The sequence below is a fragment of the Sanguibacter biliveldensis genome (assembly GCF_033798665.1).
In the GTDB taxonomy this organism is placed as follows: Bacteria; Actinomycetota; Actinomycetes; order Actinomycetales; family Cellulomonadaceae; genus Sanguibacter; species Sanguibacter inulinus.
Map to the genome: position 1 here is coordinate 1937821 of NZ_CP138359.1, position 12190 is coordinate 1950010.

At 70.7% G+C, this 12190-nt stretch carries 9 protein-coding genes; 7 read left to right on the plus strand and 2 right to left on the minus strand.

Annotation, left to right across the window (positions count from 1 at the left end):
• The first annotated feature begins 31 nt into the window (after positions 1-31).
• From ruvB to SANBI_RS08500, 6 genes are all read left to right on the plus strand, one after another.
• The gene (gene ruvB, locus SANBI_RS08475) at positions 32-1039 is read left to right on the plus strand and encodes a Holliday junction branch migration DNA helicase RuvB (RefSeq protein ID WP_056134104.1); all 1008 of its coding nucleotides are present in this window, start codon (positions 32-34) and stop codon (positions 1037-1039) included.
• 153 nt (positions 1040-1192) lie between these two features.
• Positions 1193-1579, plus strand: a complete 387-nt coding sequence (yajC, locus tag SANBI_RS08480) for a preprotein translocase subunit YajC (protein WP_056132537.1) — start codon at positions 1193-1195, stop codon at positions 1577-1579.
• Positions 1580-1682: 103 nt separating this feature from the next.
• Positions 1683-3881: a protein translocase subunit SecD gene (gene secD, locus SANBI_RS08485; protein ID WP_319160775.1), complete on the plus strand. Its 2199-nt coding sequence runs from the start codon at positions 1683-1685 to the stop codon at positions 3879-3881.
• Positions 3881-4996, plus strand: coding sequence for a protein translocase subunit SecF (gene secF, locus SANBI_RS08490; RefSeq protein ID WP_319160777.1), 1116 nt, complete (start codon positions 3881-3883; stop codon positions 4994-4996). The genes secD and secF overlap by 1 nt, the downstream gene beginning before the upstream one ends.
• Entirely contained in the window at positions 4993-5532 is a 540-nt protein-coding gene (locus tag SANBI_RS08495; protein WP_319160779.1) for an adenine phosphoribosyltransferase, read from the plus strand. Before secF ends, SANBI_RS08495 begins: the two co-directional genes overlap by 4 nt.
• 46 nt (positions 5533-5578) lie before the next feature.
• A complete protein-coding gene (locus tag SANBI_RS08500; RefSeq protein WP_319160781.1) occupies positions 5579-7906 on the plus strand; it encodes a RelA/SpoT family protein in 2328 nt (775 codons plus the stop codon).
• A 134-nt stretch (positions 7907-8040) separates the two neighbouring features.
• On the opposite strand, the gene SANBI_RS08505 is transcribed toward SANBI_RS08500, so the two are convergent.
• Both SANBI_RS08505 and SANBI_RS08510 read right to left on the minus strand, forming a co-directional pair.
• Positions 8041-8646, minus strand: a complete 606-nt coding sequence (locus SANBI_RS08505) for a hypothetical protein (RefSeq protein ID WP_319160783.1) — start codon at positions 8644-8646, stop codon at positions 8041-8043.
• Positions 8647-8750: 104 nt separating this feature from the next.
• A complete protein-coding gene (locus SANBI_RS08510) occupies positions 8751-10469 on the minus strand; it encodes a DUF349 domain-containing protein (RefSeq protein ID WP_319160786.1) in 1719 nt (572 codons plus the stop codon).
• A 283-nt stretch (positions 10470-10752) separates the two neighbouring features.
• On the opposite strand from SANBI_RS08510, the gene hisS reads away from it, so the two are divergent.
• Positions 10753-12147 (plus strand): histidine--tRNA ligase, encoded by a 1395-nt coding sequence (gene hisS / locus SANBI_RS08515; protein WP_319160789.1) that lies wholly within the window; start codon positions 10753-10755, stop codon positions 12145-12147.
• The last annotated feature ends 43 nt before the right edge of the window (positions 12148-12190 follow it).

The following is a 12190-nucleotide window of genomic DNA, read 5'->3' on the forward strand; positions in this document are numbered from 1 at the left end:
CGTCTACGGGGTCGACCTCCCGGCAGACCGGATGACAGGCTCGGGGGCCGACGACCTCGAGCGCGCTGCCGAGGCCGCCCTGCGACCGCGCCGGCTCGAGGAGTTCGTCGGGCAGCGCGTGGTCCGCGACCAGCTCTCCCTCGTCCTCGACGCCGCCCTCGGTCGCGGCTCGTCGCCCGACCACGTCCTGCTCTCCGGCCCGCCCGGGCTGGGCAAGACGACGCTCGCGATGATCATCGCGGCCGAGCTCGGCGCCTCGCTGCGCGTCACGTCCGGCCCGGCGATCCAGCACGCGGGCGACCTCGCGGCCGTGCTGTCCTCCCTCGACGAGGGGGAGGTGCTCTTCATCGACGAGATCCACAGGCTCGCGCGTCCGGCCGAGGAGCTCTTGTACGTCGCGATGGAGGACTTCCGCGTCGACGTGGTCGTCGGCAAGGGCGCGGGTGCGAGCGCCATCCCGCTCACGCTCCCCAGGTTCACGGTCGTCGGTGCGACGACGCGTGCGGGTCTGCTCCCGGCGCCGCTGCGCGACAGGTTCGGGTTCACAGGCCACCTCGACTTCTACTCCTCCGACGAGCTCGAGCGGGTGCTGGTCCGCTCGGCCGGGCTGCTCGGCTCCGAGCTCCAGGCCGAGGCGGCGAGCGAGCTCGCATCCAGGTCGCGGGGGACACCCCGCATCGCGAACCGTCTGCTGCGCCGCGTCCGCGACTGGGCGCAGGTGCGCGGCGACGGCTCGATGGACCTGCGTGCGGCGCGCGCCGCCCTCGAGGTCTACGAGGTCGACGCCCTCGGGCTCGACAGGCTCGACCGTGCTGTCCTGCGTGCGCTGTGCACCCGCTTCGGGGGTGGTCCTGTCGGGCTCACCACGCTCGCGGTGACCGTGGGGGAGGAGCCCGAGACCGTCGAGACCGTCGCGGAGCCCTTCCTGGTCCGCGAGGGACTGATCGGGCGCACGTCTCGTGGTCGGGTCGCGACCCCGGCCGCCTGGGCCCATCTGGGCCTGACCCCGCCGGCGGACGGCGCGACGCTCTTCGGCTAGCCGATCGGCGAGGTGCTGCGTCGCGGCCCGGGTCGCGAGAACCCTCGAGACGTGCTGGGCACTTTCCGGCGCCCCGGGTCGTTAGTGACTTGGGCGCCTCTGCGCCTAGACTCCGATAGTTCCCTACGCAGAACGGAGACGTGATCCCACGTCATGACTACGATCTTCATCCTCGTGCTGGCAGCAGTCGCGATGGTCTTCATGACCCGCAGCTCGCGCAAGCGTCAGAAAGAGGCCATGTCCTTCCGGGACAACCTGGCTGTCGGCCAGGAGGTCATGACCGGCTCTGGCTACTTCGGCCGGATCGTCGCCGTCGAGGACGACGCGATCACGCTCGAGACCACCCCGGGCAACACCTCGCGCTGGCTCCGCGCCGCAATCGCCAAGCTCGTCGACCCGCCGGCTGACGCTGTCGTCGTCGAGGGCTCCTCGGCCGAGGCCGCTGCGCAGATCGACGCGGAGAACGCCCGCGCCTTCGACATCCCTGAGGACATCTCGAGCCTCATCGACAAGAAGAAGACCGACGAGAACGGCAAGTAGGCCCACCCACCCGTCCCACGCTCCCGCCCGGGCAGGGCGGGGCGTGGTCTGAGCGCCTGTTGCCGCCCGAAGGCCAGGTGCGCGCACGAGAAGAGACACTCCGTTGGCCACCACCAACCGCTCCACCTCCCGCCCGGGACGGACCCTCCTGGGGCTCGGGCTCATCGTCCTGGTCCTCTTCGCGACCATCGGCATCGGCGCATGGAAGTCTGACGCGTCCTGGACGCCGAAGCTCGCGCTCGACCTCGAGGGCGGCACGCAGATCATCCTGCAGCCCGTCACGACCGACGGCCAGGAGGTGACGTCCGAGGACATCAACCAGGCGATCGAGATCATCCGTCAGCGTGTGGACTCCTCGGGAGTCTCCGAGGCGGAGATCACCAGCCAGGGTGGCAGCAACATCGTGGTGGCCCTCCCGGGGCGTCCGAGCGAGGCGACCCTCGACCTCGTGCGCGAGTCCGCGCAGATGCAGTTCCGGCCCGTCCTCTCCTTCGCGATGGTCACCCCGTCCGTCGGCGAGGTGGAGGACCCCGCGGTCGGTCCGCTCGCCCCGACCGACGCGCCCACGACGGCGGCTCCGACGGATGCCGCCACCGAGCCTGCCGACGGAGCGACGACCGACCCCGCCGGCGAGGCCACGACGGACCCCGCCGGTTCAGGCGGGGGCGCGGCACTCGCGTCCACCACGACCGACCCGGCGACAGACCCCGCGACCGAGGCCCCCGCGGACCCCGCCGTCGAGCCGACCGAGCCCGCTGTCGAGCCCACGGCTCCGGCGGCCACGACGCCGACGAACCCGAGCGACCTCGCGCAGATCACCCCTGAGCTCGCCGCCGAGTTCCAGGCGCTGACCTGCACCCCCGACTCGAGCGCCGCGGGCACAGCCCCCAAGGACCCGGCGTCGCCGATCGCCGTCTGCTCGGTCGACGGGACCATGAAGTACATCCTCGGCCCGATGGAGATCGCCGGGACCGACATCGACAGCGCCTCCTCAGGCCTCCAGGTCAACTCCCAGGGCGTCACGCTCAACACGTGGGCGGTCAACCTGCGCTTCACGGCAGCCGGGACCGACAAGTTCGCCGACGTCACCACGCGCCTGTCGACCCTTCCGACCTACACCACCTGGATCTCGACCGAGAACCCCACCCAGGCGCCGAACATGTTCGCCATGGTGCTCGACAACCAGGTGATCTCGGCCCCGGGCGTCACGAGCACCATCCCTGACGGCCGCGCGGAGATCACCGGGACCTTCACCCGCGAGACCGCCACGGCGCTCGCCAACCAGCTGAACTTCGGCGCGCTCCCGCTGACCTTCGAGGTGCAGAGCGAGCAGCAGATCTCGGCGACGCTCGGCAGCGAGCAGCTCGAGAAGGGCATGCTGGCCGGTCTCATCGGTCTCGCCCTCGTCGTCGTGTACTCGCTGTTCCAGTACCGCGCGCTCGGCCTGGTGACCGTGGCCTCGCTGCTCTTCGCCGGCGTGATCACCTACGGGCTCATCACGCTCCTCTCCTGGACGCAGGGCTACAGGCTCTCGCTCCCGGGTGTCGCAGGTCTGATCGTCGCGATCGGCATCACGGCGGACTCCTTCATCGTGTACTTCGAACGCATCCGTGACGAGCTCCGTGACGGTCGCTCGCTGACCTCGGCCGTCGACACCGGCTGGGACCGTGCACGCCGCACGATCTTGGCCTCGGACACCGTCAACTTCCTCGCGGCCGTCGTGCTCTACTTCCTCGCCGTCGGCGGGGTGCGCGGCTTCGCCTTCACCCTCGGCCTGACGACCCTGGTCGACCTGGTCGTCGTGTTCTTCTTCACGCACCCGCTCATGAAGCTGCTCGCCAAGACGCGTTTCTTCGCGGACGGCCACCCGGCCTCGGGCCTCGACCCGCACCGACTGGGTGCCACGGGGGTCCGCTACGCGGGTCGCGGACGTGTCGTGCAGCCGACAGTCTCGAAGACCGCTGGCTCGACGAGCCTCACCAAGGACGAGAGCCCGGCCGAGGGGACGGGCAAGCGCCCGAAGAAGAAGCAGCTGGTCGGGGCAGGTGCTCCCGCTGCGGCCCGCCCGGCGATGACCATCGCCGAGCGTCGCGCAGCCGCCGCAGCTGCGACGACCCCCGCGGAGGCTCCGACCCCCGCTGAGGTCAACGCCGCCGAGTCGGCTGCGACCGGCTCGGTCGCCGACGAGGCGCAGGCCCAGGCGCCCGAGAGCACGACAGCACCGACCGACGCACCGTCGGCAGACGAGACACGGACCGACGGCACGCCGGCGTCCGACGAGCGCAAGGACGGGAACCTCTGATGGCCGTCGGATTCGCCCAGTGGGGCAACGACCTCTACACAGGCCGGACGTCGTACGACATCGTCGGCAAGCGCCGCAAGTTCTACATCGTCTCGATCGTCCTCGTGGTGCTCAGCCTCGTGGTGCTCCTGACCCGTGGTTTCAACCTCGGCATCGAGTTCCGCGGCGGCTCTGAGTTCACGGTCTCCGGGATCACGAGCCTCAGCCAGCAGGAGGCTGCGGACGCCGTGGCCTCGGTCGCGCCGACCGAGCAGCCGCGCATCTCGAGCGTGGGGGCGACCTCCCTGCGCATCCAGACCGCCGAGCTCGGCGAAGACGAGGTGGTCGCGGTCCGCGACGCCCTCGCCTCTGCGTACGGCGTGAGCGCCGACGAGGTGACGAGCTCCTTCATCGGCCCCTCGTGGGGCGCTGACGTGTCCAAGAAGGCCATCACGGGACTCGTGGTCTTCCTCGTGCTCGTCGGGCTGGTCATGTCCGCGTACTTCCGTGCGTGGCGCATGGCGGCAGCGGCGCTCGTCGCGCTCTTCCACGACCTCATCATCACGGCGGGCGTGTACGCGCTCATCGGCTGGGAGGTCACCCCGGCGACGGTGATCGGCTTCCTCACGATCTTGGGGTACTCGATCTACGACACCGTCGTGGTCTTCGACAAGGTGCGCGAGAACACCGCGGGGATCACCGACCAGACCCGCAGCACCTACGCCGAGCGCGCGAACCTGGCCGTCAACCAGACCCTGGTCCGCTCGATCAACACGTCGGTCGTCGCGCTGCTTCCCGTGGCCTCGATCTTGTTCATCGGTGCGTTCATCCTCGGGGCCGGCACGCTGCGCGACATCGCCCTCGCGCTGTTCATCGGCATGGCCGTCGGTACCTACTCGTCGATCTTCCTCGCCACGCCGCTCGAGGTCACGCTGCGCACCAGCGAGCCGACGATCGCGAAGCACACGGCGCTCGTGCTCGAGAAGCGGCGCGAGGCCGTCGCCGCCGGGACCGACGCGTCCGGGCAGCCCGTGGCCGGGACGCCTGACGCCACGATCCAGCTCGTCGGTCAGCTGAGCCCGGGCTCGCACCAGGGTCACGCGGCCCAGCCGCGTCGCCGCAAGGGTTCACGATGACCGCCCGCACCATGTCGGACGCCGAGCTCTCAGGCTTCGTCCGGGACGTCCCGGACTACCCGAACGACGGCATCATGTTCAAGGACATCACCGGTCTGCTCGTCGACCCGAAGGCCCTCTCCGAGGCCGTCGAGAGGCTCGCAGCCCTGGTGCCCGACGACGTCGACCTCGTCTCGGGCATGGAGGCGCGCGGCTTCATCGTCGGCGCCGCCCTCGCCTTCAGGCTCGGTGTCGGCTTCGTGCCTGTGCGCAAGGCCGGCAAGCTGCCGCCGCCCACCCGCAGCCTCACCTACGGGCTCGAGTACGGGGAGGCGACGGTCGAGATCCGTGAGGGCACTGTCCCGGTCGGCGCGCGCGTGATGCTCGTCGACGACGTCCTGGCGACAGGTGGCACGGCCGCGGCAGGCGCCGAGCTGCTCGAGCAGCTCGGGGCCGAGGTCGTCGGCCTCGCGTTCCTGCTCGAGCTCGAGGGCCTGGGCGGCCGCGAGAGGCTGGCCGGGCGCTCCGTGTCCACGGTGCTGCTGGCCGGGTCGTAGAATCGCATCTTCGGGGCTCGACCCGATGCCGGACGAGGAGGCGCGCATGACTGAGGACACCCGCTCGACAGACGCGCCCACCGAGCCCGCGGCCGTGGCCACGCCGCCGCTCGGCATCAGCTCGGCTAGCCGGGTCAGGTCGCGCCTCGTGCGCTTCGGCTCGCGCCACGCCGTCGGGACCCCGGCCCTCGAGCCGTTGCTGCGCGCTGTCCGCGCCAACCACCCCAAGGCCGACGTCTCGATCATCGAGCGCGCCTACGTCACGGCCGAGAAGGCCCACCGCGGCCAGATGCGCAAGAGCGGCGACCCGTACATCACGCACCCCGTCGCCGTCTCGACCATCCTCGCCGAGCTCGGCATGACCCCGCCGACGCTCGCCGCGGCCCTCCTGCACGACACGGTCGAGGACACCGACTACTCCCTCGACCAGCTGCGCCGTGACTACGGCGACGAGATCGCGATGCTCGTCGACGGCGTGACCAAGCTCGACAAGGTCACCTACGGGGATGCCGCGCAGGCCGAGACCGTCCGCAAGATGGTCGTGGCGATGGCGCGCGACATCCGCGTGCTCGTCATCAAGCTGGCGGACCGTCTGCACAACGCCCGCACCTGGAAGTTCGTGCCCTCGTCGTCTGCGCAGCGCAAGGCGCGCGAGACCATCGAGATCTATGCGCCGCTCGCGCACAGGCTCGGCATGAACACCATCAAGTGGGAGCTCGAAGACCTCTCCTTCCAGACCCTCTACCCCAAGGTCTACGACGAGATCGTGCACCTGGTGAGCGAGCGCGCCCCGGCACGCGAGGAGTACCTCGCCCTCGTCCGCGAGCAGATCACGGCCGACCTCCGGTCGTCGAAGATCAAGGCGACGGTCACCGGCCGGCCGAAGCACTACTACTCGATCTACCAGAAGATGATCGTGCGCGGCCACGACTTCGCCGACATCTACGACCTCGTGGGCACCCGTGTCCTCGTCGACTCGGTGCGCGACTGCTACGCGACCCTCGGAGCCCTGCACGCGCGGTGGAACCCCGTCCCCGGGCGTTTCAAGGACTACATCGCGATGCCCAAGTTCAACATGTACCAGTCGCTGCACACCACGGTGATCGGGCCTGGCGGCAAGCCTGTCGAGATCCAGATCCGGACGCACGAGATGCACCGCCGCGCGGAGTACGGCGTCGCGGCCCACTGGAAGTACAAAGAGGCTGCCAAGGACGGTGCCGACGCTGCGGGCAACGACATGCAGTGGCTGCGTCAGCTCGTCGACTGGCAGCGCGAGACAGCCGACCCGTCAGAGTTCCTGGACTCCTTGCGCTTCGAGATCAGCGGCGCCGAGGTCTACGTCTTCACGCCGAAGGGCGACGTGGTCGCGCTGCCTGCGGGCTCGACCCCCGTGGACTTCGCGTACACGGTGCACACCGAGGTCGGGCACCGGACGATGGGCGCGCGTGTCAACGGGCGCCTCGTGCCGCTCGACTCCGCGCTCGACAACGGCGACGTCGTCGACGTGCTCACGTCGAAGTCCGAGACGGCCGGCCCCAGCCGCGACTGGATGGCCTTCGTCAAGAGCCCGCGAGCCAAGAACAAGATCCGTCAGTGGTTCTCCAAGGAGCGCCGCGAAGAGGCCATCGAGCAGGGCAAGGACGCGATCGCGAAGGCGATGCGCAAGCAGAACCTGCCGATCCAGCGGATCCTCTCGCACGAGTCGATCGTCACGACCGCGCACGAGATGCGCTTCGCCGACGTCTCCGCGCTCTACGCCGCCGTCGGCGAGGGGCAGCTCTCGGCCGCGAACGTCGTGCACAAGCTCGTCCAGGCCATGGGCGGCGAGGACAACAACGCCGAAGACCTCGCCGAGGTCGCCCGACCCGGGCACCCGCAGCGACGCGCACGCACCGGAGACCCGGGCGTCATCGTCAAGGGTGTCGACGACATCTGGGTCAAGCTCGCCAAGTGCTGCACCCCTGTCCCGGGCGACAAGATCGTCGGCTTCATCACTCGCGGTCAGGGTGTCAGCGTGCACAGGACGGACTGCGCGAACTTCGAGGCTCTCAAGTCGCAGCCCGAGCGGATCGTCGACGTCGAGTGGACGACGGGCAGCAGCGCGCTGTTCCTCGTGCAGATCCAGGTCGAGGCCCTCGACAGGTCTCGTCTGCTCTCCGACGTCACCCGGGTGCTGTCGGACCACCACGTCAACATCCTCTCGGCGACGGTCTCGACGTCGAGCGACAGGGTCGCGCTGTCCAAGTTCGTCTTCGAGATGGCCGAGCCCGGGCACCTCGCCTCGGTCTTGACCGCTGTGCGCAAGATCGACGGTGTGTTCGACGTCTACCGCATCACCGGCTCCAAGGCTGCCGAGAACGTGGTGCACGCCTGACCTGAGTCTCTGACCAGCTGGCTCCCGGCCCGCGGCCGCTCGACCGACGGACGCTCCGGCTGCCGCTCGAGCGACCGGCGCTCGAGCGGCTCCCGGTCGACCGGCTCTCTGGTGATCGGGGGACCGCTGTCCGGCTAGACGTCAGCCGTGCCGAGAGCGACCAGGGTTGCTGCCTCGATCCTGCGGACCGCCTGCAGCGACCCGCGCCAGCCGGTGACGCGCCTGAGCTCCGCCATCCCTGCAGGCAGGTCTGCCCCGCTCGTCCGCAGCCTGACGAGATCTCGGGCCGCCTCGGCACCTGTCGACCAGGTGGCGACGTCCATCGCGGTGCGCACCGGGCTGGTGACTGGGAGGTCTCCGACCAGCACCACGTCCCAGGGACGCAGGGACGTCTGGACGGGCTCGAGACCAGGCATCGACCGAGGCCGTGAGGTACCCGGCCTGTAGACGACCCCGACCCGTCGCGGCGGGGTCGGAGGAGGTCCACCGGCGTGGATCCACACAGCCCAGGCCCGGGCGACCACCACACCTGCTGGCACGGCGCCCACCAGCGTCTGAGCACGGTCGGCAGGGGTCGGCGTGACGCCCGCGAGCAACGCGAAGCCTGGGCGGAGCTCGACGACAGCGCCGTCGCGGCAGAGCACCTGCCAGGTGACCCGCGAGCAGCCCAGCGACGCGGGGGAGAGCATGCGCCCTACCTCGGGCGGGAGACGGAGCAGCTCGCTGAGGGTGGGGGGCACGGGCTCACCCTGCCCGTCACGGCCAGCAGACGCCAGAGGCGGTGCCCGTCCTGTGGACGGGCACCGCCTCCGGTGCTGAGCTGTCTCGCTCTGGAGCTCGGGTGTCAGCCCTGAGCGTCCTCGGCAGCCTTGACGACCTGCTCGAGCCAGGACCGGCGTGCCTCGAGGGCCGCCTCGGCGTCCTTGATCTTGCGAGCGTCGCCCTTGGCCTGGGCCTTGGCGAGGTCTTCCTCGAGCCCGACGATCGCGGCCTCGAGCTGCGCGGCCGCACCCTCGGCGCGCGCACGCGTCTCGGGGTTGGTCCGCGTCCACTTGGCCTGCTCCGCGTCGCGGACGGCGGTCTCGACGGCGCGCATGCGGCCCTCGACACGCTGCACGTCGCCACGCGGGACCTTGCCTGCGGCTTCCCAGCGGTCCTGCAGCGTGCGCAGGGTGACCTTGGCCTGAGCCAGGTCCTTCACGGGGACGAGCGCCTCGGCCTCGGCCAGGATGGCCTCCTTGACGACGAGGTTCTCGCCGTACTCGGCGTCGATCTCCGCGTTGGAGGCGTCGCGGGCCGCGAAGAACGCGTCCTGAGCGGCGCGGAAGCGGGCCCACAGCGCGTCGTCGTCCTTGCGGTTCGCACGGCCAGCGGACTTCCACCGGGCCATGAGGTCGCGGTAGGCACCTGCCGTCGCGCCCCACTCGGTGCTGGTCGAGAGCTTCTCGGCCTCCTCGACCAGAGCAGCCTTGGTGGCCTTGGCCCCGGAGTTCTGCTTCTCGAGCTCGGCGAAGAAGTGCCGGCGCTCACGGTCGAAGGTGGTCCGGGCGTGGCTGAACCTCTTCCACAGGGCCTCTTCGCTCGGGCGGTCCAGACGCGGTCCGTTGCGCTGGGCGTCCTTCCACGTGTCGAGGAGCGAGCGGAGCTCTTCGCCGGCGGGCTTCCACTGGATGCGTGAGGGGTCGGTCGAGGCGAGCTTCTCGGCAGCCTCGACGATCGCGGTGCGGGCCGCGAGGGCCACAGCCTTGGCGGCCGAGCGCTCCTGCTCGAGCTCGGCGCGGCGACCGGCCGCGACCGTGCGGAGCGCTTCGACGCGGGCGCGGAGCCCGTCGAGGTCGCCGACGGCAGCCGGTTCGGCCACCTCGGCGCCGAGTTTGGCCAGCGTCGAGTCGATCTCCTTGGTCGTGAGGTCCGCGGTGCCGAGGCGAGCCTCGAAGAGCGCGACCTTCGCCTGGAGGTCGAGGAAGCGTCGCACGTACAGGCCGATGGCCTCCTCGGTGGAGACGCCGGGGAACTGGCCCACGGTGCGCTCTCCGGCGGCCTCGGTCACGTAGACCGTGCCGTCCTCCTCCACACGACCGAAGGCGAGGGCGGCCTGGGTCTGGGCGCTCTCGTCAGGGGCCGGTGCGGAGGGCTGCTCCGTGGCGGCGCTCGGCGTCGCGACGGCCTGCGGACGCGCCGCGGGACGTGGGACCGGGCGCGGGACGGGACGAGGAGTCGGGCGGGACGAGGCAGCGGGTGCCTCGGGAGCCGCTGCCGGCTCTGCGGCGGCGGTCGCTGCCTCGGGCGCCTCAGGTGCGGCGTTGTCTGCGGTGGTCGCGTCCTCCGCGGGTGCGTCCCCCTCAGGCGCGGACGGCTCGGCTGCGGCCGGCTCTGCGGCCGAGGGCTCTGCGGCCGGCGCGTCGTCCGCCGGTGCGTCCTCGACCTTCTCGGCGACGACTGCTGCCTCGGCAGGAGCCTCGTCAGCCTGGGGCTGCTGCGTGGTCGACGCTCCCTGAGCGTCGTCTGCTGTCGCTGCAGCGTCCGGGACGGCATCCGTCGTGCTGTCGGTGCTCTCGCTCATTGGGGCTCAACTCCTTGGATGATGGCTCCTGCGCGCAAGACGAGCTCCCGCGGGGCCAGCGACTGCCTGGGGTGCCCCAGGCCGATGTGTGCGATCCGTCCGTGAGCGCGCGCAGGCCGCGCCCGCACCACGGACTGCCCACAGTCTAGGGAAGTATGCGCCGATGTGCTGACGTATTTCTCAGTCGTCGCGCGCCTGAGGGCTCGCGAGGGTCGCCCAGGGTGCGGCGGGGCCCGGTCGCCGTGCTCGGAGGGGACCGGGAGTTCTGGAAGAATGTCGTCTCATGGCACGCCCCACACCCCTCTCCGGCTTCCCCGAATGGCTCCCCGCGGCTCGCATCGTCGAGCAGCACGTCCTGGACTCGGTGCGTCGCACCTTCGAGCTCCACGGCTTCGTGGGCATCGAGACCCGCGCCGTCGAGCCCCTCGACCAGCTCTTGCGCAAGGGTGAGACCTCCAAGGAGGTCTACGTGCTCAAGCGTCTGCAGGCGACGGAGGACGAGCAGGCCGAGGCGAACCTCTCGGCGGCCGACAAGCAGGGGCTCGGTCTGCACTTCGACCTCACCGTGCCCTTCGCGCGGTACGTGCTCGAGAACGCCGGCCACCTCGCCTTCCCGTTCAAGCGCTACCAGATCCAGAAGGTGTGGCGCGGCGAGCGCCCCCAGGACGGCCGGTTCCGCGAGTTCGTGCAGGCCGACATCGACGTCGTCGGAGCCGGTGCGCTGCCCTACCACTTCGAGGTCGAGGTCCCCCTGGTCATGGCCGAGGCGCTCGGGGCGCTGCGCGCCGTGGGCGTGCCGCCGGTCCGCATCCTCGTCAACAACCGCAAGGTCGCCGAGGGCTTCTACCGCGGGCTCGGGCTCGAGGCTGTCGACGGTGTCCTGCAGATCATCGACAAGCTCGACAAGATCGGACCGCAGAAGGTCGCGGCGGCTCTCGTCGCCGACCTCGGGGCGAGCGACGAGCAGGCTCAGGCGTGCCTCGAGCTCGCGTCGATCTCGGGTGAGGACCTCACGGTCGTCGACCGCGTGCGAGCGCTGGCCCAGACGCACGGCGTCGAGTCCGAGCTCCTCGACGAGGGCCTCGTCGAGCTCGGTGCGCTCATCGAGGCGGCTGCTGTGCGCGCCCCGGGCGTCGTCGTCGCGGACCTCAAGATCGCCCGTGGCCTCGACTACTACACGGGGTCGGTCTACGAGACGGTCCTGGTCGGCCACGAAGAGCTCGGCTCGATCTGCTCGGGCGGACGCTACGACACCCTCGCCTCCGACGGGGCGAACACCTACCCGGGGGTCGGTCTGTCGATCGGCATCTCCAGGCTCGTCTCGCGGCTGCTGGGCGCGGGCCTCGTCCAGGCGTCACGCTCGGTGCCGAGCGCCGTCGTGGTCGCCGTGACCTCCGACGAGACGCGCCCAGCCTCCGAGGCCGTCGCGACAGCACTGCGTGCCCGCGGCATCCCGGTCGAGGTGGCCCCGGCTGCGGCGAAGTTCGGCAAGCAGATCAAGTACGCGGACCGCCGCGGGGTGCCCTTCGTCTGGTTCCCGGCCGGGCTCGGGCACGACGGCGAACCTGTCGCGCACCAGGTCAAGGACATCCGCTCGGGGGAGCAGGTCGAGGCCGACCCCGCGACGTGGGAGCCCTCGGCCGACGACTGGTGGCCGCGGGTCCTGCCCGTCGGCTAGCACTAGACTCGACCCCGACCGTCCGGTCCGACCGGACGGGAAC